Source organism: Oryzihumus sp. (assembly GCF_054325275.1).
In genome coordinates this window covers 19,863-41,447 of record NZ_JBTCWL010000018.1, presented here as the reverse complement: position 1 = coordinate 41,447, position 21,585 = coordinate 19,863, and the positions used below count along the sequence as shown (strand labels likewise).

General features: G+C 74.0%; 26 protein-coding genes, 3 tRNA genes and 1 riboswitch. Of the genes, 22 read left to right on the top strand and 7 right to left on the bottom strand.

From position 1 onward, the window contains the following. Positions 1-38: 38 nt before the first annotated feature. The 16 genes from ACXVGS_RS06685 to ACXVGS_RS06610 all read left to right on the top strand — a co-directional run bounded on the left by ACXVGS_RS06685 (position 39) and on the right by ACXVGS_RS06610 (position 12,972). Positions 39-1,709: an ABC1 kinase family protein gene (locus ACXVGS_RS06685; RefSeq protein WP_458527508.1), complete on the top strand. Its 1,671-nt coding sequence runs from the start codon at positions 39-41 to the stop codon at positions 1,707-1,709. 45 nt (positions 1,710-1,754) lie between these two features. Next, entirely contained in the window at positions 1,755-2,363 is a 609-nt protein-coding gene (locus ACXVGS_RS06680) for a hypothetical protein (protein WP_458536763.1), read from the top strand. Positions 2,364-2,421: 58 nt separating this feature from the next. Then, positions 2,422-3,018, top strand: coding sequence for a copper resistance CopC family protein (locus tag ACXVGS_RS06675; protein ID WP_458527506.1), 597 nt, complete (start codon positions 2,422-2,424; stop codon positions 3,016-3,018). 63 nt (positions 3,019-3,081) lie between these two features. Next, positions 3,082-3,157: transfer RNA gene (locus ACXVGS_RS06670), tRNA-Lys, on the top strand. Between the two features lie 201 nt (positions 3,158-3,358). Further along, a tRNA-Lys gene (locus ACXVGS_RS06665) sits at positions 3,359-3,434 on the top strand. A gap of 223 nt (positions 3,435-3,657) precedes the next feature. Continuing rightward, on the top strand, positions 3,658-4,194 hold the full coding sequence (locus ACXVGS_RS06660) for a hypothetical protein (protein ID WP_458527505.1): 537 nt from the start codon (positions 3,658-3,660) through the stop codon (positions 4,192-4,194). After that, positions 4,191-5,132: a V-type ATPase subunit gene (locus ACXVGS_RS06655; RefSeq protein ID WP_458527504.1), complete on the top strand. Its 942-nt coding sequence runs from the start codon at positions 4,191-4,193 to the stop codon at positions 5,130-5,132. The genes ACXVGS_RS06660 and ACXVGS_RS06655 overlap by 4 nt, the downstream gene beginning before the upstream one ends. Beyond that, a complete protein-coding gene (locus tag ACXVGS_RS06650) occupies positions 5,119-6,546 on the top strand; it encodes a V-type ATPase 116kDa subunit family protein (RefSeq protein ID WP_458527503.1) in 1,428 nt (475 codons plus the stop codon). The genes ACXVGS_RS06655 and ACXVGS_RS06650 overlap by 14 nt, the downstream gene beginning before the upstream one ends. After that, the gene (locus ACXVGS_RS06645; RefSeq protein ID WP_458527502.1) at positions 6,543-7,094 is read left to right on the top strand and encodes an ATP synthase subunit C; all 552 of its coding nucleotides are present in this window, start codon (positions 6,543-6,545) and stop codon (positions 7,092-7,094) included. The genes ACXVGS_RS06650 and ACXVGS_RS06645 overlap by 4 nt, the downstream gene beginning before the upstream one ends. 2 nt (positions 7,095-7,096) lie before the next feature. Then, on the top strand, positions 7,097-7,345 hold the full coding sequence (locus tag ACXVGS_RS06640; protein WP_458527501.1) for a hypothetical protein: 249 nt from the start codon (positions 7,097-7,099) through the stop codon (positions 7,343-7,345). Beyond that, positions 7,342-7,869 (top strand): hypothetical protein, encoded by a 528-nt coding sequence (locus tag ACXVGS_RS06635; RefSeq protein ID WP_458527500.1) that lies wholly within the window; start codon positions 7,342-7,344, stop codon positions 7,867-7,869. Before ACXVGS_RS06640 ends, ACXVGS_RS06635 begins: the two co-directional genes overlap by 4 nt. Continuing rightward, positions 7,866-9,587: a V-type ATP synthase subunit A gene (locus ACXVGS_RS06630; protein WP_458532900.1), complete on the top strand. Its 1,722-nt coding sequence runs from the start codon at positions 7,866-7,868 to the stop codon at positions 9,585-9,587. Before ACXVGS_RS06635 ends, ACXVGS_RS06630 begins: the two co-directional genes overlap by 4 nt. A gap of 41 nt (positions 9,588-9,628) precedes the next feature. Further along, positions 9,629-10,987 (top strand): V-type ATP synthase subunit B, encoded by a 1,359-nt coding sequence (locus tag ACXVGS_RS06625; protein ID WP_458532899.1) that lies wholly within the window; start codon positions 9,629-9,631, stop codon positions 10,985-10,987. Then, the gene (locus tag ACXVGS_RS06620) at positions 10,984-11,640 is read left to right on the top strand and encodes a V-type ATP synthase subunit D (RefSeq protein ID WP_458536761.1); all 657 of its coding nucleotides are present in this window, start codon (positions 10,984-10,986) and stop codon (positions 11,638-11,640) included. Before ACXVGS_RS06625 ends, ACXVGS_RS06620 begins: the two co-directional genes overlap by 4 nt. Positions 11,641-11,646: 6 nt before the next feature. After that, positions 11,647-12,111 carry a universal stress protein gene (locus ACXVGS_RS06615; protein ID WP_458527496.1) on the top strand — a complete coding sequence of 155 codons (465 nt, stop codon included), beginning with the start codon at positions 11,647-11,649 and terminating at the stop codon, positions 12,109-12,111. A gap of 235 nt (positions 12,112-12,346) precedes the next feature. Next, a riboswitch (cyclic di-AMP (ydaO/yuaA leader) is annotated at positions 12,347-12,500 on the top strand. 4 nt (positions 12,501-12,504) lie between these two features. Continuing rightward, entirely contained in the window at positions 12,505-12,972 is a 468-nt protein-coding gene (locus ACXVGS_RS06610) for a C40 family peptidase (RefSeq protein WP_458527495.1), read from the top strand. Between the two features lie 43 nt (positions 12,973-13,015). Here the strand turns inward: ACXVGS_RS06610 and ACXVGS_RS06605 are convergent, their stop codons facing one another. The 4 genes from ACXVGS_RS06605 to ACXVGS_RS06590 form a co-directional block, all read right to left on the bottom strand. After that, positions 13,016-13,372, bottom strand: a complete 357-nt coding sequence (locus tag ACXVGS_RS06605) for an Hpt domain-containing protein (RefSeq protein ID WP_458527494.1) — start codon at positions 13,370-13,372, stop codon at positions 13,016-13,018. Then, the gene (locus ACXVGS_RS06600) at positions 13,369-13,746 is read right to left on the bottom strand and encodes a response regulator (RefSeq protein WP_458527493.1); all 378 of its coding nucleotides are present in this window, start codon (positions 13,744-13,746) and stop codon (positions 13,369-13,371) included. Before ACXVGS_RS06600 ends, ACXVGS_RS06605 begins: the two co-directional genes overlap by 4 nt. Further along, positions 13,743-16,133 (bottom strand): PAS domain S-box protein, encoded by a 2,391-nt coding sequence (locus tag ACXVGS_RS06595; protein WP_458532898.1) that lies wholly within the window; start codon positions 16,131-16,133, stop codon positions 13,743-13,745. Before ACXVGS_RS06595 ends, ACXVGS_RS06600 begins: the two co-directional genes overlap by 4 nt. A 187-nt stretch (positions 16,134-16,320) precedes the next feature. Then, entirely contained in the window at positions 16,321-16,719 is a 399-nt protein-coding gene (locus ACXVGS_RS06590) for a pilus assembly protein CpaE (RefSeq protein ID WP_458527491.1), read from the bottom strand. Between the two features lie 120 nt (positions 16,720-16,839). On the opposite strand from ACXVGS_RS06590, the gene ACXVGS_RS06585 reads away from it, so the two are divergent. The 4 genes from ACXVGS_RS06585 (at position 16,840) to ACXVGS_RS06570 (ending at position 18,837) form a co-directional block, all read left to right on the top strand. Further along, the gene (locus ACXVGS_RS06585) at positions 16,840-17,466 is read left to right on the top strand and encodes a DedA family protein (RefSeq protein WP_458527490.1); all 627 of its coding nucleotides are present in this window, start codon (positions 16,840-16,842) and stop codon (positions 17,464-17,466) included. Between the two features lie 223 nt (positions 17,467-17,689). Further along, positions 17,690-17,806 carry a putative leader peptide gene (locus ACXVGS_RS06580; protein ID WP_458527489.1) on the top strand — a complete coding sequence of 39 codons (117 nt, stop codon included), beginning with the start codon at positions 17,690-17,692 and terminating at the stop codon, positions 17,804-17,806. 15 nt (positions 17,807-17,821) lie between these two features. Continuing rightward, positions 17,822-18,319 carry a cysteine dioxygenase gene (locus ACXVGS_RS06575; protein ID WP_458527488.1) on the top strand — a complete coding sequence of 166 codons (498 nt, stop codon included), beginning with the start codon at positions 17,822-17,824 and terminating at the stop codon, positions 18,317-18,319. Then, the gene (locus ACXVGS_RS06570) at positions 18,316-18,837 is read left to right on the top strand and encodes a rhodanese-like domain-containing protein (RefSeq protein WP_458536760.1); all 522 of its coding nucleotides are present in this window, start codon (positions 18,316-18,318) and stop codon (positions 18,835-18,837) included. The genes ACXVGS_RS06575 and ACXVGS_RS06570 overlap by 4 nt, the downstream gene beginning before the upstream one ends. On the opposite strand, the gene ACXVGS_RS06565 is transcribed toward ACXVGS_RS06570, so the two are convergent. From ACXVGS_RS06565 to ACXVGS_RS06555, 3 genes are read right to left on the bottom strand one after another with little or no spacing between them, the layout of a single operon-like run. Further along, complete coding sequence (locus ACXVGS_RS06565; protein WP_458536759.1) at positions 18,720-20,189, bottom strand: cytochrome P450; 1,470 nt, start codon at positions 20,187-20,189, stop codon at positions 18,720-18,722. The genes ACXVGS_RS06570 and ACXVGS_RS06565 overlap by 118 nt on opposite strands. A gap of 35 nt (positions 20,190-20,224) precedes the next feature. Next, complete coding sequence (locus ACXVGS_RS06560; RefSeq protein WP_458527587.1) at positions 20,225-20,521, bottom strand: GroES family chaperonin; 297 nt, start codon at positions 20,519-20,521, stop codon at positions 20,225-20,227. Between the two features lie 40 nt (positions 20,522-20,561). Then, positions 20,562-20,834 (bottom strand): DUF3618 domain-containing protein, encoded by a 273-nt coding sequence (locus tag ACXVGS_RS06555; RefSeq protein ID WP_458531502.1) that lies wholly within the window; start codon positions 20,832-20,834, stop codon positions 20,562-20,564. 81 nt (positions 20,835-20,915) lie between these two features. Here ACXVGS_RS06555 and bcp point away from each other — a divergent pair, with 81 nt between their 5' ends. Together bcp and ACXVGS_RS06545 are read left to right on the top strand one after the other, a co-directional pair. Next, positions 20,916-21,383, top strand: a complete 468-nt coding sequence (gene bcp / locus ACXVGS_RS06550; RefSeq protein WP_458527484.1) for a thioredoxin-dependent thiol peroxidase — start codon at positions 20,916-20,918, stop codon at positions 21,381-21,383. A gap of 86 nt (positions 21,384-21,469) precedes the next feature. Further along, positions 21,470-21,551 (top strand) — tRNA-Leu (locus ACXVGS_RS06545). The last annotated feature ends 34 nt before the right edge of the window (positions 21,552-21,585 follow it).

Sequence of the window (21,585 nt, the reverse complement as noted above, 5' to 3'; positions counted from 1 at the left end):
TCACCACGGGGGCCGGCGCCGCACGGCAGGATGCCCCCATGACCTTCGCGCTCCGCCCGCAGCACGCCACCCGTTACGCTGCCCTGGCCCGGCTGCTCGTGCGCTACGGCCGCTCGGACCTGGTCTCCGGGGTCGGCATGGACGAGTTCCTCGAGGCGACCGAGCCCTCCGAGGACGCGGCCGCCACCGCCGAGCAGCTGGCCCGCGACCTCGAGGCCATGGGCCCCACCTGGGTCAAGCTCGGCCAGCTGCTCTCCACCCGCGTCGACCTGCTGCCCGAGCCGTGGACCGACGCGCTGAGCCGGCTGCAGGACGACGTCGAGCCGATCCCGTTCGAGGACGTCGAGCGCGTCATCACCGAGGAGCTGGGCGTCTCGCTGCGCCACGGGTTCGCCTCGTTCGACCGCACGCCCCTGGCCGCCGCCTCACTGGGGCAGGTGCACCGCGCCGAGCTGCCCAGCGGCCGACAGGTCGTGGTCAAGGTGCAGCGGCCCGGCGTGCGCCAGGTCGTCCGCGACGACATGGCGGCGCTCACCGAGCTGGCGGAGCTGGCCGACGCGCACACCGAGCTCGGCCGGCGCTACGGCTTCGCCCAGCTGCTCGAGCAGTTCCGGCGCTCCCTGGCCGGGGAGCTCGACTACCAGCGGGAAGCCGCCAACCTCACCCGGATGGCCGAGCTGACCGCACCCTTCCCGCACCTGATCGTCCCGGCCCCGGTGCCCGACTACACGACGCGCAGCGTGCTGACGATGGACTTCGTACCGGGCCGCAAGGTCACCGCCCTCGGGCCGCTCGGCCGGCTCGACCTGGACGGCCGGGTGCTCGTCGAGGAGCTGTTCCGGGCCTACCTGCAGATGATCCTCGTCGACGGGTTCCTGCACGCCGACCCGCACCCCGGCAACGTGCTGCTCACCCCGGACCACCGGCTGGCCCTCATCGACCTCGGCATGGTGGCGACCGTCCCCGCCCGCGTGCAGGGCCAGCTGGTCAAGCTGCTGCTGGCCATCAGCGACGGCAACGGGGACGACGCGGCGGCGGTGCTGGCGAGCATGGGGCACCGGGGCGAAGGCTTCGACGCCGCCGCCTTCGGGGAGCAGGTCGCCGAGCTGGTCAGCCGCACCGTCGCGCTCGGCAGCGACCTGGAGGCCGGCGCCGTGCTCGTCGAGCTCAGCCGGCTGTCGGGCACCCACGGGCTGCGGCCTCCCGCAGAGATGGCCATGGTCGGCAAGGCGCTGCTCAACCTCGACCAGGTGACCCAGCACCTCGACCCCGACTTCGCCCCGGCGGAGACGATCCGCGCGAACACCGCCGAGATCCTGCGCAGCGGCATGAAGCCCTCGCTGGGGGGCGCCATGGCGGCGGCCATGGAGGCCCGCGAGTTCGCCACCCAGCTGCCCGCCCGCGCCAACCGGGTCATGGACGCGCTGGCTGAGGGCAGCTTCACGGTCAAGGTCGAGGCGATCGACGAGGTGCAGTTCCTCCACGTCATGCAGCGCCTGGCCAACCGGGTGACGGCCGGCGTGATCGTCGCCGCGATGGTCGTCGGGGCGGCGCTGATGATGCTCGTGCCGACCCGGTCGCGGATCCTGGGCTACCCCTCGATCGCGATGATCTGCTTCAGCCTCGCCGCCATCGCCGCGGCGGTGCTGCTCACCCTCATCCTCGTCACCGACCGGCGCATCGCCCGCCGCTCCAAGGCGGACCGCTAGCTAGCGACGGAGGGAACCACGCCGCGGTCTGTCAGCATGGAGGGGATGTATGCCGGTCCGTTGCGCCAGGCACGCGCCCTCACCCTGAGCGGTGCGTGCGTCGCGCTGTCCCTGCTGGCCCACCTGGCTGGCGGCGGATGGACCACTGGCGCCCTCACCCCGGCCTCGGTCTGCGGACTGCTGGCCCTGACGACCCTCACCACCCTGGCGGTCGGCGCCGCGAGCGGTCGCCGCTGGTCCTTCGGGCGGGCGGTCCTCGCCCTCGCGGCAAGCCAGGCCGGCCTGCACACGGCCTTCGGCTGGCTGCTGCCCGGCCACGACCACATGGCGATGTCGCACCAGGCACCCTCGGGCTGGGTGATGGCCGCGGCCCACACCGTCGCCGGCCTCGCCGTCGCCACCCTCGTCGCCGTGACGGATCGGTCGCTGGCCACCGGATCGGCGATCCTCGCCGGAAGGTCCGGGCGCGGGCGGTGGGCGACCTGGCTGACGGCGACGCTGGCCCGGTCGGTGCTGGCCCGCCCGGTGGCCGAGCCGGCGCTGCCCGACCCGCTGCCCCGGGGTGCGGGGACCGGGTGGGCGCGACCGCGCATACGGGCCGACCTCGTTGTCCTGGAGTGCCTTTCGCGGCGAGGGCCACCCGCACGGGCTTGACCCGTCCCCTCCCTCGTGACACTGGGCCCCGCACGGGGCCCGTGAAAGGCCTACCTCGATGTCCCTTCGTTCCAGCGTGCGCCGCACCCTCGGACTGCTCGCCACGACCGCCGCCCTCGCTGGCGGCACCCTGGCGCTCGCCCCGTCTGCCTCCGCGCACGCCACGCTGCTCAAGGTCAGCCCCGCCGACGGCGCGACGCTGACGACGGCGCCGCGCCAGGTCGACCTCACCTTCGACGAGCCGGTCTCCTCGCGCTTCGCCACGATCGTCATCACCGGTCCGTCCGGCGAGGACGCCACCGCTGGGCCGGCGACGGTCAACGGCGCCCATGTCACCGCGCCCCTGGCCAGCGGACCCGCCTCCGGTGAGTACCGCGTGGCGTTCCGCGTCGTGAGCGACGACGGCCACCCGGTCACCGGGCAGTCCCGGTTCACCCTCCACCTCCCTGCCGGCGAGGCGACGGGGGGCGCCTCCACGACGTCCCCGGCACCATCGGCATCACCCCTCGCGACGCCCCCAACCGCGGCCGGGCCGGCCTCCCTGCCCGGCGAGGAGTCCTCGTGGGTCAGCGAGCACCTGCCGGCGCTCTCCGGGGCGTTGCTGCTGGTCGTCGTGGGGGCCGGGGCACTGGTCTGGGACCGCCGCCGGAACTGACCCGGCGGCACCGGGACCCGGATTTCGTCGTTCGGCCCCCCTGCTGATAACTTCTTCCTCGTTGCGCCGTTAGCTCAATTGGCAGAGCAGCTGACTCTTAATCAGCGGGTTCGGGGTTCGAGTCCCTGACGGCGCACCAGGAAGCATCGAAGCGGCCTCGTCCTCCGGGACGGGGCCGCTTCGCATTGCGGGCCAAGGGTTTTCGCGTCTCGACAAGGTCCCCGCCAGTCCCTGACCGGACCCGGTCCGACTCTCGGGCATGGCCATGTCCCTGACCGCCGCAAGCCCCAGACCTCGCGTTTCGCCCTTTCGGCCCCGTTCCTGATACCTTCCTCCCCGCGCGCCGTTAGCTCAATTGGCAGAGCAGCTGACTCTTAATCAGCGGGTTCGGGGTTCGAGTCCCTGACGGCGCACCATCACCTCCTCCTGGCGTCGGTCGTCCCGCGGAGAGCCCACCCACCAGGCGCCTCAGCCGTCACCCGGCCGCGTGCGTCGAGCACCGGTCGTGTCGTGCCGCGGCCCGCAGATCTCCGACACCTGGCAGTCGCCGTCTCCCTCCCCAAGGCCGGACCTTCGTCCGGTCCGCCGCCCACCCCGGGCGGCGATGATGCTCGCGTCGACCGATGACGGCGGAGGACCATGGCGCGGACCCGAGACCTGCTCGAACGGTTCCGGCCCGCGGGGGCACCCGGCGCCGCAGCTCCCGCCGGCGTTCCTTCGGTGCATGCCGCCAGCCTGCGCGAGGAGCTTCTGCCGGTTCTCGCGCTGCTCGAGCCGACCGAGTCGGAGGTCGACGCCGTGCACAAGGACGCATCGGCACGCGCCGAGCGGATCTCTGCCGACGCGCGCACCCGTGCGGCGGAGCTCGCCGCACAGGCCCGAGCCCGCGCCGACGAGGCCCGCGCCGAAGCGGCCGCACGGCAGCAGCGCCAGGGGGACGAGGCGCTGGCCGTCGAGCTCGGCCACGCCCGGCAGGACGCGGCGCGGCTTCAGTCGGCCGCACGCGAGCGGGTGCCAGCGCTGGTCTCCCGCGTGCTGTCGCTGGTGCGCGAGGAGCTGCTTCCGGACGGCGCCGCTACCAGCTCTCCCCCGCCCCCCACACCCGAGGACGTCGACCGGCCCGCCGACAGCGCCGGCTCAGCGACGTCCCCACCCGCTCACCGATCCTCGCCATGAGCGCGGGATGGGTGGCCGCCACGGTGCGCGCCCGGGCTGCGCGCAGCCGGCGCCTCGGCCGCTCGGGGGCACGGTCCCTCGCCGGCTGCCGGAGCCTCGACGAGGCGCTGGACAGACTCGCGTCGAGCCCCTACGGCCACGACGTAGGCCCCGGCCAGGGCCTGACGCGTGCCCAGCACGCCGTCGCCCAGACGCTGCTGTGGAACCTCCGGGTGCTGGCCGGCTGGATGCCCCGGGAGGGAGCCGGCATGCTCCGCGTCCTTGCCGGGTGGGCCGAGATCGCCAACACGGACGTGCTGATGGCGAGCCTGGTGGGCGACACCGGACCGGACCTGCCCCCCGCGTTCGAGCTCGGCAGCCTGTCGACCGCCTGGCCACGCCTCGCCACCGTGCCGGACCTGACCCACCTGCGCGCCGAGCTGGCGGCCTCCGCCTGGGGCGACCCCGGGGCGGACGACGTCGCGGGCATCCAGCTCGGGATGCGGGTGTCCTGGGCCGCGCGTGTCACCGCCCTGTGCCCCACCACGCGGACCTGGGCGACAGGGGCGGTCGCCCTGCTCGTCGCGCACGAGCTGCTCCGCGACGGCGCGATGCCGGCAGCCGCGCCGGGCACCGGGCGCGTGCTTGGCCCGCAGGCCATGCAGTCGGGAGGCGTCGACGAGCTCGCGCGGGTGCTCCCCACCCCGGCACGGCAGCTGCTCGAGTCGGGCCGGGCCGCATCCGAACTCACCCTGGCGGACCTCTGGCGGGCCGAGGCCTCGTGGTGGCGACGCGTCGACGACGACTCGAGCGCCCTGGGCCGGTCGCCGGAGTACGGGCTCGAGCCGGTCCTGGCCACCGTGGGCCTGCTCGCGGTGGATGCCTGGCGGGTGCGCGCCGCCCTCGAGCTCGCCGCGCGCGGCGGCACGCCGCTGGACGCCTTCGATGCCGTCGCGTGACCGGGTCGCGCCGGTGACGATGAGCCGGGTGGCCGTCGTCGCACCGACCGGGTGCCTGCGCGAGACGCTCACCCGCCTCGCCGACGAGGGCGTCGTCGAGGTGGAGATCGTGCCGGCGCCCGACGCGCTGCCCGGGCCGGCTGCCCGGGTGCTGCAGCGCATGGGAGGCGCCGGCGTCACCGCGGCGCTCCTCGCGGCCGCGCCGGACCTCACGGAGCTGGAACGCTTCGGTCGGGCCGACCTCGTCGCCGGCGAGGCCGCCCTGGAGCGGGTGGCCGGCTCGACCGTCGCCAACCGCCACGCCACCGCCCTGGCCGGGTGGGTGCCGTCCGAGGCGGTCGCGGGCCTTGCGCACCGGCTGGGCGAGGTCGGGGGCGCGGTGGTGCGGCTGCCCCGGCCGCGCGGCAGCCAGCCACCCACGCTTCTCCGGCGCCGCCGCTCCTCCGCCCAGCCGTTCACCACGCTCGTGGAGACGTACTCCGTGGTCCCCTACGCCGACGTGGACCCGACGCCGTTCGCCGCCGCGGCCTACGTCCTGATGTTCGGCATGATGTTCGGCGACGTCGGCGAGGGGTCGCTGCTGGTCCTGCTCGCGCTGCTGGCCCGGCTGGGCCGGCCCGGGGTGCTCGCCCGCCTGGGGCCGGCCTCGTCCATGCTCGCCGCCCTGGGCGTCGCCAGCGTCCTGGCCGGCGCGGCATACGGGGAGTTCTTCGGTCCGACGGGTGTGGTGCCACCCCTGTGGAAGTCACCGATGTCCGATCCGGTCGGGCTCCTGCTCAGTGCCCTCGTCATCGGCGCGGGGCTGCTCGGGTTGGCCTTCTGCCTCGGCACCGTCAACCGGGTCCGGGAAGGCGGCTGGGCCTATGCGCTCTACTCCCCGTCCGGGCTGGCCGGGGCGACCCTGTTCCTGGGTGGGGCCGGCCTGGTCGCCGGGCTGCTGACCGGCGCGGACTGGCTGGTCCTCGTGGCGTGCCTGGTCGTCGCCGGCGGACTGGTCCTCTCCTTCACCGGGCTCTACGTCGCCGCGGGGCGCGGCGGCCAGGCCGTGGTGGAGGCCCTGGTCGAGCTGTTCGACCTGGTCATCAGGCTGGGATCCAACGTGGTCTCCTTCGCTCGCCTGGCGGCCTTCGGCCTGACCCACGCCGCGATCGGCGCGATCGTGTGGGCGGGCACGACCGCGCTGTGGGGCCGGGGCGGCGCGGCGTACGTCGGTGCCGTCCTCGTGTTCGTGCTCGGCACTGCCGTGGCGTTCCTGCTGGAGGCGCTGGTCGCGGCCGTCCAGGCCCTGCGCCTGGAGTACTACGAGCTGTTCTCACGGGTGTTCCAGGGTGAGGGTCGGCCCTACCGGCCCTGGCACGTGCCCCTGGTCCTGCAGCCGACGTCAGCGGTTCCCGGGCAGGAGGTCGCACCATGACGAACATCCCCGGCGCGCTGATCGGTGCCCTGGCCGTCACCGCCGCGATCGTGGGCAGTGGCGGCCTGCTCCTGCGGCGACGGCCCCGGCAGGCGGCGGCGGTGCTGGCGCTGACCGGGGTGACCGTCCTCGGCGTGGCCGTGGTGGTGCTCGTCGCCGGGCCGCGCGCCGCCTCGGCTACCGAGGCCACCGCGCCTGCCAGGACAGGTGCGGTGGCCAACCCAGCCAACCCGGCAGCACCAGCTGCAGCCTCCGGCACCGGGGACCGAGCCGTCTTCTCCGGCAGCGCCACGACGTCCCGTCAGGTCACCGCCGCGGCCCCGTCGGGGAACAGCTCCAGCTGGGCCGCGTTGCTGGGTGCCGCGGTCGCCGTGGCCGGCTCCTCGATCGGTGCCGCCATCGCCGTGGCGTACACCGGGGCGGCGGCCCTGGCCGCGATGAGCGAGCGCCCCGAGGTCTTCGGCCGCGCCATGGTGGTCGTGGGCCTGGCCGAAGGCATCGCGATCTATGGCCTCGTCGTCGCCGTGATCCTCATCGGCAAGGCCTGAGCATGGGCTCCGTCGTCGCGCTGGGCGCGTTCTCCCGGGTGGGTGGCTTCGCCCTGGCCGGGGCGCGGGTGCTCGCCGCCGAGACACCGGGTCAGGTCGAGGCGGCCTGGGCCGGGCTGGACCCAGAGGTCGCCGTGGTCATCCTCACGCCCGAGGCCGCCCAGGTCCTGGGGTCCCGTGTCACGTCGCTGCCCCGACCCGGCGGCCCGCTGTGCGTCGTGATGCCCGCCGGACCCGGTGGACCGCCGTGAGCGAGGCCCTGGACGTCCGCGCCGCGACCGCCGCCCTGGGCCCGGTGCGCGAGGCGCTGCTCGCCGCCGCGCACGAGGAGGCACGGCGGACCGTGGCAGCTGCGGAGGAAAGCGCGGGCGCCATCCTCCAGGAGGTCCGCGACCAGGCCCGCGCCGACCTCGACGCGGCGAGGTCCGAGGGCGAGGCCGAGGCGGCCGCCGCACTCGCCGGCGAGGCGGCCCGCGCCCGGCGCAGCGCCCGGGGGCTCGTGCTCGCCGCCCAGCAGGAGGCCTGGGAGGCCGCGCGCCAGGCCGTCGCCGACGCAGCCGTGGCCCTGCAGGAGGATCCCGGCTGGCCGGCGATGCGAGCACGACTGCGACAGCGGGCGGTCGAGGTGCTCGGACCCCAGGCCCGGGTGCAGGACGTGCCCGGCGGCGTCGTGGCCGAGGACGCCGGGCGGCGGGTGGACCTCACCGCCCCCTCCCTGGCACTCGCCCGGCTCGAGGCGCTCGGCGCCGACGCCGCCGAGGTGTGGTCACCGTGACGGGTCGGGTGGCCCGCGTCAACGGACCGCTGGTGGAGGTCGAGGGTCTGGCCGGCGCGGCGATGTCGGAGCTCATCGAGCTCGGCCCGGACCGCATCCTGGGCGAGGTGGTCTCGATCGAGGTGGGTCTGGCCCGGGCGCAGGCCTACGAGTACACCGGCGGGCTGCGCCCTGGGCACCCCGCCGTCGCCGTGCGGCACCCGCTGTCCGCCCGCCTCGGGCCCGGCCTGCTCGGTGGCGTGTACGACGGGCTGATGCGTCCCCTGTCCGGCGCGGGCGTGTGGCTGCGCCCCGGACAGGTTGCCCCCAGGACGCCCCGGACCTGGCTGTGGAGTCCCTCGGTGCACGAGCCGGACCTCGTCAGCGCCGGCACCGAGCTGGGGACGGTGGCCGAGCCGGGGCGGCCCGACCACCGTGTCCTCGTCCCGCCCGGCCTCTCGGGACGGGTGGGCGACGTGCGTCGTGCCGGACCGGCCGGTGAGGACGACGTGGTCGCCACGGTCGCCGACACGCCGGTCCCGCTGGCCTCGTGGTGGCCCGTCCGACGACCTCGCCCGGTCCGCGAGCGCCTCGAGCCGGACGTGCCCCTGCTGACCGGGCAGCGGGTGCTGGACCTGCTGCACCCGCTGGCCCGGGGAAGCACGGCGGCCGTGCCGGGAGGCTTCGGGACGGGCAAGACGGTCCTGCTGCAACAGGTCGCCAAGTGGTGCGACGCCGACGTCATCGTCTACGTCGGCTGCGGCGAGCGCGGCAACGAGATGGCCGACGTCCTGGCCGAGCTGGCCGAGCTGACCGACCCCCGCACCCAAGGGCGTCTGCTCGACCGCACCGTGGTCCTGGCGAACACCTCGAACATGCCGATGATGGCCCGGGAGGCCAGCATCTACGCCGGCGTCACCGTGGCGGAGTACTTCCGCGACATGGGCCGGCACGTCGTCCTGGTCGCGGACTCCACCTCCCGGTGGGCCGAGGCCGCGCGCGAGCTGGCCTCGCGCACCGGGGCCCTGCCGGCCGAGGAGGGGTACCCGGCGAGCCTGTCCTCCCAGCTGGCCGCCTTCTACGAGCGGGCCGCCAGCGTCCGCACCCTCGGTGGGGACGAGGGATCGGTGACCATCATCGGCGCGGTATCCCCCCAGGGCGGCGACATGACCGAGCCGGTCACCTCCCACACGCAGCGCTTCGTCCGGGCCCTGTGGTCCCTGGACCGCGACCTGGCCTACGCCCGGCACTACCCGGCCGTGTCGTGGACCGGGTCGTTCTCCCGCGACGCCGAGCCGCTGGCGGCCTGGTACGCCCGGCACGGCGACCCTGCCTGGGCCCGGAACCGGGCGCGGGTGGAGTCCCTGCTGGCCGAGGCCGACCGCCTCACGACGCTCGCCGAGCTCATGGGCGTGGGGGCGCTGCCCGGTCACGAGCGCGTGGTGCTCCTCGGCGGGCGGCTGCTGCGCGAGGGTGTGCTGCAGCAGAACGCGACCAGCCCCGCCGACGCCGCCTGTGGTCCCGAACGCGGGCGGGCGCTGCTCGCGGCCGTGCTCGCCGTGGTCGACGCGTGCGAGGACGTCGTCGCTGCCGGCGTCCCCGTTGCCAGCGTGGAGGAGCTCGACCTCACGCCGGTCGTCCGCGCGCGCGAGGCACAGGGTGGTGAGGGTGAGGCGGCGCTCACCGCGATCGCCGCAGCCCGCGACGCGGTGCTCGCCCGGGTCGAGGCCCTGCGATGACCTCGGCGGTGCCGGGCTGGCCGCGCGTGGAGCAGTCCGGCGTGGATCAGCTGCGGGGCCCGCTGCTGGTCCTGCGGGGGGCGTCAGGCGTCGGCTGGGACGAGTACGCCCAGGTGCTCCTGCCCTCGGGGGAGGTGCGTCACGGCCTCGTCCTCGAGGTGGACCACGACCTCGCCGTGGTCGAGGTGCTGGAGGGCACCGACGGGCTCGAGCCGGCCGGGACCCGGGTGTCCTTCGACGGCGCCCCGCTGCAGGTGCCCGTCGGGGCGGCCTGGCTGGGGCGGACGTGCAACGGTCGCGGCGAGCCCATCGACGGCGGCCCTCCAGTGCTGTGCGGGCAGTCGGCCCAAGTGGCCGGCTCCCCCATCAACCCGGTGTGGCGTGAGGCTCCGGTCGACCCGGTCATCACCGGGATCACGGTCGTGGACACCCTGACGACCCTCGTCCGGGGCCAGAAGCTGCCGGTGTTCTCCACCGCCGGACTGGCGCACCTGGACCTCGCCACCCAGGTCGCGTCCCAGTCCCATGCCGGTGGCGAGCCGTTCTGCGTCGTGTTCGCGGGCATGGGTCTGACCCACACCGATGCTGCGAGCGTGCGCGACCGGCTCGAGGAGCGGTCCGCGGCCGGCGAGCTGGTGCTGATCCTCAACACCGCCGACGACCCGGTGGTGGAGCGCATCCTGACGCCGCGGATCGCCCTGACCGTGGCCGAGCACCTCGCCTTCGACCTGGGCCGACACGTGCTGGTCCTCATGGCCGACATGACCAGCTACTGCGAGGCGGTGCGCGAGGTGTCGGCCGCGCGCGGCGAGGTGCCCGCGCGGCGGGGCTACCCGGGGTACCTCTACAGTGACCTGGCCTCGCTCTACGAACGCTGCGGCCGCATCGTCGGTATGCCGGGCTCGCTCACCGTGGTGCCGGTGCTCACCATGCCAGGCGGGGACCTCACCCACCCGGTCCCGGACCTGACCGGCTACATCACGGAGGGCCAGGTGGTCCTGTCCCCCGACGTCGCCGTCGGGGGCGTCTACCCCCCGGTGGACCCCCTGTCATCGCTGTCGCGGCTGATGCGGCGGGGCGCCGGGCCCGGCCGCACCCGCGAGGACCACGTCCTGGTGGCGGCCCAGCTGCTCGGCGCGCTCGCCCACGCCCGGCAGGTGCGCGAGCTGGCCGAGCTGGTCGGCGAGGTGGCGCTGGGGGTGACCGACCGGCTGTACCTCCAGTTCGCCGACGCCTTCACCCATTGCGTCGTCCGGCAGGGGCGCAGCGAGCACCGTGACCTCGAGGAGTCGCTCCGGCGGGCGTGGGAGGCACTGTCGGTCCTGCCCCGGCGGGAGCTCGGCATGCTGCCCGACGCGATGCTCGACACGTACTGGCACGGCAACGGAGCGTCGCCGTGACCGGCGTGCGCGGGATCCCGCCCGGGCGGGCCGGGAGGGTGTGGCTGGTGCGCCGGCTGGAGGCCGCGCGGCGCGGGGCCGACGTGCTGGACCGCAAGCTGCGGATCCTGCGCCGCGAGGAGGACCGGTGCCACGCACGCGCCGAGCGGGCCGGCGTGCGCTGGGTGGACGCGGTCACCGAGGCGGAGACGTGGGCGCTGCGATCGGCCCTGCTGGCCGGCAGCGCGGCGCTGCGACCGGGGTATGCCGGGGGCGGCGCCGAGGTGCGCCTGGTCTGGTCGGCAGTCATGGGGGCGAGGTTCCCGGGGGAGGCGGAGTGCCTCCTGCCGTTGCCGCACCCGCTGACCTGGCTGCCCGCCTCCTCGGCGATCTCCTGCGCCACCGATGCCTACCGCGAGGCGCTCACAGCGGCGGTGGAGGCAGCGGTCGCCCAGGCCGCGTCGCGGGTGGTCGACGCCGAGCTGGCCACGACCCGGACCAGGGCACGGGCACTCGAGGTGCGCTGGGTGCCCACGCTGCAGCAGGCCCTCTCCAGCCTGGAGCTCACCCTGGCCGAGGCGGACGCCGCCGAGGCGTCCCGGCTTCGCCTGGTCGTGGAGGCCGACCGGTCGCTCGGACCCGGTGACCGCACCCGCCGCGCCCGAGGTCGGTGAGCACCCGTGACGGACACCGCCGCCACGGCGGTCTCCCGCGCCCGGCCCACGAGGGTCCTGCTGGCGGTCCATGACTCGGTGGCCTCCCTGCGGGCGGCACGGCTGGCCGTCGCGGTGTCCGCTGCCGCTGCCTGTCCCCTGCTGGCGGTCACGGTGCTCCAGGACGGCGAGGTGGCCCTGGCGCTGGACCGCGCCTCACGGACGCCCGCGGGGCAGGAACGTCGGGTGTCCGCGGCGGCTGCCGTGCTCAGGCACGTGCTGGCCCTGGCCCAGGGCGCCGGGGTCGCCGCCGAGGCCCGGCAGGTGCTCGGGTCGCCGGGGCAGGAGGTGCTGCGGGCCGCGCAGGAGTGGCGCGCCGACCTCATCGTCATCGGCCGGTCGGAGGCACCCGAAGGTCGTCACGGTCAGGTCGGGGACGTTGCGCTGCACGTGCTCGAGCTCGCTGAGGTGCCGGTGCTGCTGGTTCCCTGAGCTGGGTTCGGTGACTAGTCACCACATAGTCCCTTCGGGCCATTTGACCCCAAGAGCGTCCGGTCCGTCCGATTTACGCGTCACTCTCGACAGTGCCTCGAGGACGTCACTCCGCCAGGGTGAGCGTCCGGCCCCGGGACCGCGACGTCGCTTACCCGGGCGGGGCCCAAGACCCCCACCAGAACGGGTGGGGCGGTCCGCGCGGTCGCCGAGTCCTGTCACCCGCCGGATAACACAGTCGAGTCCACTGCAGTCTGTGACAGGAGCGGAAGACCCAGCACGACGAGGCGCGACGCGTCTCTTGGGGTGAGGCCAGCCACGGCTGGCCGGGCAACTTTCGGCGCCCGAACCCGACAGGTCATCTTTCGCAGGCGGTTCCGAAGGAATCCCTCCATGCTCCACCCACGCATCGCCCGATTCGTCCTGCCCGCAACCTTCTCGGCCCTGCTCGCCGCAGCCGGCGTCATCGGGCCCGTCGCCTCGGCGACACCCGCCTCCGCTGCGGTCGCCTCGATCGGCCTGCGCGCCGAGGCCCAGGCGGCCTCACGCAAGGGCGCGCCCTACCAGTGGGGCGCCGTCGGCCCCCGCAAGTTCGACTGCTCAGGCCTGACCCTGTGGTCCTATGCCCGGGTCGGCAAGCGCCTCCCCCGCACCACCACCCAGCAGTACCGCGCCACCCTGCACGTCAGCCGCTCCCAGGCGCGTGTCGGCGACCTGGTCTTCTTCCACAACAGGAGCGGGATCTACCACGTGGCCATCTACGCGGGCCACAACATGATCTGGCACGCACCCAAGCCCGGCCGGCGGGTCAGCCTCGTGCCGATCTGGACCAGCGCGGTCTACTTCGGCCGCGTCCGCTGAGGCAGGCACGCGGCATACCCCGTCGGTATGCCGCGTACTCACCTCAGGTGAGCTCGCCCCGCAGGTGAGCCACCAGCTCGCGAGCCTCCTCGCCGCGCTCGGGCCCCGGCCCGGGCGCGGCGAACAGCTTCTCCAGCTGCCGTGCGAGGTCCGAGGCCAGTGGCAGGCCGAAGGTGCCGGCCGAGCCGGCGATCTTGTGGGCCTGGAAGGCGGCCCGCTCCCGGGCGGCCTCGCCGAGCTGGTCCTGGACCAGCGCGGTGACGGCGACCTCGATGTCGGGGAGCTTGGCCAGGTTGTTCGCCCGGGCGCGGCGCTTGAGGTCCTCCCAGCCGGCACCCAGACCGGTCGCCTCGGCGTCGGTCATCGGCTCCTCGCCCACGGCCCCGTTCCCCTCGCTCACGTCAGGCTCCAGCCGACCAGCTCGGCCACCTGACCGGCCAGCCGCATCGGGTCGAACGGCTTGGCGAGCACTCCCGCCACCGGCAGGCTGGCCCACTGCCGCTGCTCGGACTGCTGCACCTTGGCGGTCAGCAGCACGATCGGGATGTCGCGGGTGAGCTCGTCGGCGGCCAGCAGCCGGCAGGCCGTCGGACCGTCCATCTCCGGCATCATCACGTCCATCACGATCGCATCGGGCACCTCGGCCCGGGCGGTGGCCACCGCCTCGGCGCCGCTCGATGCGGTGATGACCTCCCAGCCGCCCACCGCCTCCAGGCTCATCTGGGCGACCTCGAGGATGATGTCGTCGTCATCGACGACGAGCACGCGCTTCACGGCGCGGTTCCGGGACGGTGCTGCCCGAGCACCGTGGCCACCGACCCGGTGCTGGCCACCGTCGTCCGGCGGCTGCCGCCGCGACGGCTGATCCCGCCCGGCCCGGTCGGCAGGGTGAAGGAGAACGTGGCACCCGTGCCCGGCCCCGCGCTGGTGGCCCAGATGTCGCCACCGTGCTGCTCGACGATGCCGCGGCAGATGGCCAGGCCCAGGCCGGTGCCGCCCTTGCTGCGGGTGTCGGAGGCGTCGACCTGCTGGAAACGGTTGAAGATCTCCTCGAGCTGGTCGACGGGGATGCCGGGCCCCTCGTCGACGATGTCGAAGCGCACCTGCCACTCGCCGGCCACGACCGTCAGCCGCACCACCGACCCCTCCGGGGAGAACTTGACGGCGTTGCCGAGCAGGTTGGTCAGCGTCTGCACCACCCGGTCGCGGTCGGCCCAGACCGAGCCGAAGACGGCACCGACCTCGAGCCGCACGCCTGCGTCGTGGGCCAGCGGGGAGGTCTCGTCCACGGCGGTCGCGACCAGCTGCATCACGGCGACCTGCTCGCGTCGGAGCCGGAGCTTGCCGGCGGCCATCCGCTCCACGTCGAGGATGTCGTTGATCAGGCGGATCAGCCGGTCGCTGCTGTCGCTGGCGACCTCGACCATCCGGTGCGCCCGCGGCGGGAGCTCGCCGGCCGCGCCGCCGGCCAGCAGGCCGAGCGCACCCCGGATCGAGGTGAGTGGGGTCCGCAGCTCGTGGCTGACCACCGAGATGAACTCGTCCTTCATCGTGTCGACCGCCCGCCTCTCGCTGATGTCACGGAAGATGACCACTGACCCCACCACCACACCGTCCTGGACGATGGGCGCCACGATCCGCTCGGAGTCGAAGACGCGACCATCGGCCCGGACGTGGCGGCCGGTCACCAGACGCGTCGCGGTGTCGATCCCCTCCCCCGTCGACCCGCCTGCCGGCTCGCCGGTCGACTCCGCGCTGACCTCCCCGGTGACGTCGTCGGTGATGTCTTCCGCCCGGATCACCTCGTCGACCGGGCGGCCCAGGACCGCCTCGCGCGGCAGGCCCAGCAGCCGGGTGCCGGCATCGTTGATGAACGTGACGCGCCCCTCCTGGTCGAGGCCGTAGATGCCGTCGCCGGCGGAGTTGAGGATCGACTCGTGCTGACGTGAGAGGCGTTCCAGGACAGCGGTCTGCTCGCGCACCTCGCGCTCGAGGCGCCGGTTGGCCGTGACGTCGCGGAAACTCCAGACGCGGCCGACGCTCTCGCCGTTGAGCCGCTGCGGCTGGGAGTAGCGCTCGAAGACCCGGCCATCGCGGAAGTGCAGCTCGTCGAAGGTGCTCGCGGTGGGGTCGGAGTAGAGCTCCTGGACCCGCTCCACGAAGGCGTCGGGGTAGACCAGCTGGCGCAGGACCGAGGACATCACCGTGGCGTCGTCACCGGAGGCGAGCAGCTCGGGGTCGATGTGCCACATCTCGGCGAACTTGCGGTTGGCGCCCGCGATGCGGCCCGAGGCTGCCACCACGAGGATCCCGTCGACCGTGGACTCCAGGGTGGCCTCCAGCAGCGCCAGCGATGTCGCCACCCGGTCCTGCTGGGCCGCCCGCTCCAGCACGGTCGCCGCCAGCCGGGCACCCGACGCCGCGAGCTCGTCGTCGGCGGGGCCGCGGGTGCGGCCCGGCGGGTAGCGGAGCACGAGGCGGCCGACCTCACGCCGTCCGTCGCGCACCGGAACGCGCAGCTCCTCGCCCTTCCAGCCGCGCACCGGCGAGCCGTCCTCGACGTCGGCGCGGGAGACGAAGGCGTGGCGCTGTTCGGAGGCGTCGATCTCCACGTGGCACAACGCCGCTCCGCTGGTCGACTCCAGGTTCTGCGCGAGGTGGCTGAGGATCTCGGGCAGCGGCTCCCCGTCGGCGACCTCGCCGAGCAGGTCGGTGTGGGCGGCCAGGAGCATCTCGGTCCGCTTGCGCCGGGTGATGTCGGAGAGCAGGCCGTGCTGCACGAGCCCCTCCCCCTCGACGTGTTCCAGCACGGTGTCGTCGAGCACCCAGACGACCCGCCCGTCGGCGCGGACCATGCGGTACTCCGCGGCGTTGTGGAAGCCCGCGACCAGGCTGCGGTCCTCGGCCTGGACGACCCGCTCGCGGTCCTCGGGGTGCACCCGCCGGAACCACAGGTCGCGGTCGTCGAGGAACTGCTGCGCGGTGAAGCCGAGCAGCTCCTCGACCTGGTCGCTGACGTAGAGCCACCGTCCGTCCGCCCCGGGGAACGCGGCGTAGACGGTCACCGGGAGCCGCGCGACGAGCAGGTCCTCGGCGAAGTGCCGGAAGCGGGCGTCGCGCCCGGTCGCGCCAGGGACATGGGCTGCCTCGGACCGACCCATCGCGCCCCCTCGCCGTCTCCAGAAACGCCGCCACTGCAAGGGTCCGGGCGCGGGTGCCACGGGTGCCCTCGGGCGTGTCGATGATATCCAGCAGGGGCCTGCGCCGAGGCGATTCGCCAAAGCCGTTCTGGCGAGGGACCCCAGGTCGCCCGACCCCGGCGGTCACAGTGACGGAAGTCGGTCGCGGTCAGCCGCTCAGCAACGCGAGAAGGCTTTGCGCATAAGCACATTCAGCGTCCCGGTGCTCCGACCGATCCTCACGCCCGTCCCATGCGGTCACCACGACGTAGCCGGCGTCCCCGGTCTCGAGCCGGGCGAACCGCGAGCCCAGCCGCTCGCGCAGCTGGTGCTCCCACGGCAGCCAGACGACCTCGTGCTGCTCGATGCTGTCCAGCGCCCACTCGGTGGTGCCGTTGAAGCCGATGACCCGGCCCGTGGGGAACTCGTGCACGTCGACCAGCATCGTGCTCACGACGAAGACCTCGTCGTCCATGTCGCGCCCCGGCACGACGAACCGGTCACCGGGCTCCGGCTCCCACACCAGGCCCGCCGACCGCAGCCTCTGGGCCAGCTCCAGCGAGATCACCGGACCAGTGTGCGTCCGACCGGGTGGGCGCGCCCGGTGGGACCGGGCGGCTCACCTAGGCTGGGCAGCCGCGGCGGTATGCCGTCCGCGCCCGGCACCGGGGCAACGAGAGTGGAGATCATGAGCGGCATCGTCGAGGGCCTGCTGAGCGTCGAGAGCATCTGGGTCTACGTCCTCGTCGCCACCCTGGTGTTCGCCGAGGACGCGATCTTCGTCGGGTTCGTCATCCCTGGCGAGACGGCCGCGGTGCTCGGCGGTGTCGACGCGAGCCGCGGCCACGTGAGCGTCGTCCTCATCGCCCTTGTCGTCGTGCTGGCCGCGGTCGTCGGCGACACGGTGGGCTACGAGGTCGGCAAGCACCTCGTCGGGCCCCGGCTGCTCGGGCACGACCGCCTGCGCAAACACCACCAGCGCATCCACGACGCCCAGGACTTCCTTGCGCGGCGGGGCGGTTGGGCGGTGTTCCTGGGCCGGTTCACCGCCTTCTTCCGTGCCGTCATGCCGGCCCTGGCGGGGTCGGCCCGCATGCCGTACCCACGCTTCCTCGCCTTCAACGCGCTCGGCGGCGTCGTGTGGGGGATCGGCTTCGTGGTGCTGGGCTACCTGGCGGGGAGCTCCTACAAGACGGTCGAGCATCAGGTCGGGCGCGGCGCGGCCTTCGCTGCGGTGGGGCTGCTGGTGGTCGCCCTCGTGGTGCTGCACCTGCGCCGGCGTCGCGCCGAACGGGCCCGCGCGCTCGCCGACTGACCACTTGACGGACGTCACGTCCGCATCATGGGACGGGCGCCGTTCTCCGTTGCCGCCCCTCGCGGCCCCGTGCTGCACTGGAGCCATGTCTTCGACCGTATGGCGGACGCCGACGCACATGGTTGCCATGTGCCGCTGCGCCATGCGGTGCCGCTGCCAGGCCTGACACCAGCCCGCAGCCCCGCCGCTCCCCACCCAGCGGCCACCCCCTCGGAGACCTCGCATGACGCACCCCCGCAGCCACACGGCATACCGCCGGCGGCACATCGACCTGCACCGGATCGCCAGTGCCCTGTGTCAGCGCACGCGAATGCGCACCGCGACACCTCGACCGCACTGACCACCAGGAGCACCCATGACCCTCGCACCCTCGACCACCCGGGCCGGCGGCACCGCCGGCGTGAACCGGTTCACCCCCGACCAGCTGCTGCGCACCGCCCGGCTCTTCGCCACCGACCCCGACCTCGAGCGCCACGTCGACCTCACCGCCACCGAGCGGCAGTGGGCCGTGCTCGACTCCACGCCCCACCTGCAGATCTGGCTGCTGACCTGGCCGGAAGGCACCGGCACCGGGTGGCACGACCACCTCGAGTCCGCCGGCGCGTTCCTCACCGTCCGCGGCCACCTGCTGGAGCAGTCCTGGCACGGCAGACGGCCCGAGTCCCGCTCGCTCAAGGCCGGTGACGGCCGCTCGTTCGGGCCCAAGCACGTGCACAACGTCGCCAACGCCGGCGTGGGCACCGCGCTGTCGCTCCACCTCTACACCCCGCGGCTGACCGCCATGACCCGGTATGCCGTGACCCCGGATGGCCTGCAGGCCAAGGGGATCGAGCGGGCGGGGGTGGACTGGTGACGACGGCCACGCCTTCACCGGCGCCGTCGCCGTCGTCGGAGAGCCCGGCACTGCACTGGCAGACCGAGCTGTTCGCGACCCGCCGCGGCTCGGGCGAACACCCCGGGCGGGGTTGGGACGCCCCGGTCTACGCCGGGATCGACGACCAGCTCGAGGACTCGCGCTCCCGGCTCAGCCGGGTCAGCGCCCGCACGGCCTACCAGGAGGTCCTGCACGGACGGGCCGTCATCGTCGACATCCGCCCCCAGTTCCAGCGGGAGCGCGACGGCGTCGTCGATGCCTCACTCGCCCCGCTGCAGGTGGAACGCAACCACCTGGAGTGGCGGTTCGACCCGCGGCACGACGCGCGCCTGCCCATCGCGGCGTTCGACCTGCGGGTCATCGTGATGTGCGAGGAGGGCTACACGTCCTCGCTGGCCGCCGACGCGCTGGTGCGGCTCGGTGTCCACCGGGCGACCGACGTGGTCGGCGGGTTCGCCGCCTGGGCGGCCGCGGGCCTGCCGGTCGCGCCGGCCTGAGACCGGTCTGCGGCTCCGAGGGCGCAGGGGGTGACCCGGAGCCGCAGACCACCTCGCGGGCGCAGCGTCACGAAGGCGTCGACCCCCGGGCGCCGCCATCCCTGAGGCAGCGACACGACGTGGTCGCGGAGCAGCTCGGCCAGCAGCACGGTGAGCTCGACGAGGCTGAAGTCCCGCCCGATGCACAGCCGGGGGCCGAGCCCGAACGGCAGGTAGTCAGGCCGGGCCGTCGTGCTCGCCGCCCCGGACACGAGGCGGCCGGGCTGCCCGGCGACGAACCGCTCGGGGTCGAAGCGCTCGGGGTCGAAGGTCTCGGCGTCCGGCCACGCGGCGGGGTCGCGGTGCAGCAGCCACGGGCTGACGATGGCGATCGTGCCGGCGGGGACCTGCCGGCCGCCCAGCACGTCGGGCGTCGTCGCGCGCCGCGAGACCACCCACCCCGGCGGGAAGAGGCGCAACGACTCGTCGACCACCGCACGCGTCCACGGCAGCTCGCGGCGCAGCTGCAGCGCCGGCACGTCCCCGGCCGCGCGGACCTCGGCCCGCAGCCGGTCCTGGTGGGCCGGCTGCTCGGCCAGAAGCATCAGCGTCCATGTCAACGCCGAGGCCACCGTCTCGTGCCCGGCGACGACCATCGTCACCAGCTCGTCCCGCACCGCGTCGTCCGGCAGCCCGGCCGCGAGGAGCAGGCCGAGCAGGTCGTCGTGCGACTCCCCGACGCCGCGCGACCGGCGGCGGGCGATCACCTCGCGGCAGATCCGGTCGAGGTCGCGCACCGCCCGGCGCAGCCGCCGGTTGACCGGGGTCGGCACCCATGACGGCAGCGGCACGACCTGGCGTCCCTGGGCCACGACGAGCTCGGCCGCCTCGTCGGTGGCGCGGACCAGGGCGTCGGTGACCTCGGCGAGGTCCTCGTCGAACAGGGTCTGGCCGATGACGTCGAGCGTGACCCGCATGGCCAGGGCGTCGACGTCGAGGACGGCGCCGTCCGCCGGCAAGGACCGCCACTCCCCCACCACGCGGCCGGCCGCCGACCGGATGCTCTCCGACACCGCGTCCAGCCGGGTGTGGTGGAAGGCCGGCTGGGCGGTGCGGCGCCGGGGCAGCCACCGGTCGTCGGCGACGGCAAGCAGGCCGGGACCGGTGACCCGGGCCAGCGCGGCGTACTGCACCGTCGCCTTGGACCAGGTCCGCGCTCCCGACTGCAGCACCCGCCGCACGTCGGCCGGGTCGCTGACGAGCAGCGCCGTGGTGCGCGGCACCGGGAAGGCGACCAGCGCGCCATACCGGCGGCGGGTGTCCTCGAGGAAGGCCAGCGGGTTGTCGCGGATGGCCGCGAAGCCGCGAGCCATGTCGAGCGAGCTGGGGCCGGGCAGGCCGAGGGTGCTCAGAGGTAGAGCCCCGTCTGGCCGTCCTCGACCCGGGTGGCCGCGACGGCGTGGATGTCCTTCTCGCGCAACAGGACGTAGTCCTTGCTGTGCAGCTCGACCTCGGCGCGGTCCTCGGCGTCGAACAGGACGCGGTCACCGACCTCCACCTGGCGGCAGTTGGGGCCGACCGCGACGACGGAGCCCCACGAGAGGCGCTTGCCCATGCTCGCGGTGGCCGGGATGACGATGCCGCTGCCGGAGCGGCGCTCCCCCGGTTCGCCCTCGAGGGAGACGAGGACCCGGTCGTGCAACATGCGGATCGGCAGCCGCTCGGCCGCCGACGTGCCCTGTTTCTCAGTCACGCGTGCGACGCCAGATGACCAGGCCGAGCACGGCGGCAACGGCAGCACCGATGGCGGCCACGCGCTCGACGCGCAGGTCACCCTCGGGCGTGTGGGTGGCGGTGTACAGGCTCGCCTTGACCGACGCCACCTCGCGGCGTGCGATCTCCTTGGGCTGCGCACGGAACGCGAGCTCGTCGATGGTCGCGGCAAGGCGGTCACGCGTCGCGTTGATGTCGGCCTCGATCGCGCCGACCGACGTGCTCTTCTGCTCGAGCTCAGCCATGGGGGGCTCCCTCCGTCCGGTGCAGCGACGATAACGCAGACTGGACCTTGCGTTCTCACCCTGACCACGGAAGAGGAACCCATGCCCCGCCTCGAGACCCAGCAGCCCGCACCGGACTTCAGCCTGCTCGACCAGGACGGAAACACCGTCTCCCTCAAGGACTTCGCCGGTCGCAAGCTGATCATCTTCTTCTACCCCGCCGCGATGACGCCCGGCTGCACCAAGGAGGCCTGCGACTTCCGCGACTCCCTGGCCCGGCTGCAGGGCGCCGGCTACGACGTCGTCGGCATCAGCCCGGACACCCCGGAGAAGCAGAAGAAGTTCATCGAGAAGGAGTCGCTGACCTACCCGCTCCTCTCCGACCCCGACCACGCGGTCATGGAGGCCTACGGCGCGTGGGGCGAGAAGTCGCTCTACGGCAAGAAGGTCACCGGCGTCATCCGCTCCACCGTCGTCGTCGGCGAAGACGGCACCGTGGAGCTGGGGAAGTACAACATCAAGGCCACCGGCCACGTCGCCGCGCTGTCCAAGGCGCTGGGACTGGACTGAACGGCATACCCCTGCCCGGTATGCCGTGCGGCTGGGTCCCGGTGGTGCCCACCGGAACCCGGCCGTTTCAGTAGAGTCGGCGCCGCGCGGAAGTGGTGAAACTGGCAGACACGCAGGATTTAGGTTCCTGTGCCTTCGGGCGTGAGGGTTCAAGTCCCTTCTTCCGCACGCATTCCCGGGACAACCCCCGGAGCCGAGGAAC

Coding starts and splice junctions, on each gene's coding strand:
- bcp (WP_458527484.1), top strand. CDS start 20,916: ATGCCCCGCCTCGAGACCCAGCAGCCCGCACCGGACTTCAGCCTGCTC.
- ACXVGS_RS06680 (WP_458536763.1), top strand. CDS start 1,755: ATGTATGCCGGTCCGTTGCGCCAGGCACGCGCCCTCACCCTGAGCGGT.
- ACXVGS_RS06565 (WP_458536759.1), bottom strand. CDS start 20,189: ATGGCTCGCGGCTTCGCGGCCATCCGCGACAACCCGCTGGCCTTCCTC.
- ACXVGS_RS06585 (WP_458527490.1), top strand. CDS start 16,840: ATGAGCGGCATCGTCGAGGGCCTGCTGAGCGTCGAGAGCATCTGGGTC.
- ACXVGS_RS06655 (WP_458527504.1), top strand. CDS start 4,191: ATGAGCGCGGGATGGGTGGCCGCCACGGTGCGCGCCCGGGCTGCGCGC.
- ACXVGS_RS06555 (WP_458531502.1), bottom strand. CDS start 20,834: ATGGCTGAGCTCGAGCAGAAGAGCACGTCGGTCGGCGCGATCGAGGCC.
- ACXVGS_RS06575 (WP_458527488.1), top strand. CDS start 17,822: ATGACCCTCGCACCCTCGACCACCCGGGCCGGCGGCACCGCCGGCGTG.
- ACXVGS_RS06595 (WP_458532898.1), bottom strand. CDS start 16,133: ATGGGTCGGTCCGAGGCAGCCCATGTCCCTGGCGCGACCGGGCGCGAC.
- ACXVGS_RS06560 (WP_458527587.1), bottom strand. CDS start 20,521: ATGTTGCACGACCGGGTCCTCGTCTCCCTCGAGGGCGAACCGGGGGAG.
- ACXVGS_RS06675 (WP_458527506.1), top strand. CDS start 2,422: ATGTCCCTTCGTTCCAGCGTGCGCCGCACCCTCGGACTGCTCGCCACG.
- ACXVGS_RS06660 (WP_458527505.1), top strand. CDS start 3,658: ATGGCGCGGACCCGAGACCTGCTCGAACGGTTCCGGCCCGCGGGGGCA.
- ACXVGS_RS06645 (WP_458527502.1), top strand. CDS start 6,543: ATGACGAACATCCCCGGCGCGCTGATCGGTGCCCTGGCCGTCACCGCC.
- ACXVGS_RS06580 (WP_458527489.1), top strand. CDS start 17,690: ATGACGCACCCCCGCAGCCACACGGCATACCGCCGGCGGCACATCGAC.
- ACXVGS_RS06640 (WP_458527501.1), top strand. CDS start 7,097: ATGGGCTCCGTCGTCGCGCTGGGCGCGTTCTCCCGGGTGGGTGGCTTC.
- ACXVGS_RS06650 (WP_458527503.1), top strand. CDS start 5,119: ATGCCGTCGCGTGACCGGGTCGCGCCGGTGACGATGAGCCGGGTGGCC.
- ACXVGS_RS06610 (WP_458527495.1), top strand. CDS start 12,505: ATGCTCCACCCACGCATCGCCCGATTCGTCCTGCCCGCAACCTTCTCG.
- ACXVGS_RS06685 (WP_458527508.1), top strand. CDS start 39: ATGACCTTCGCGCTCCGCCCGCAGCACGCCACCCGTTACGCTGCCCTG.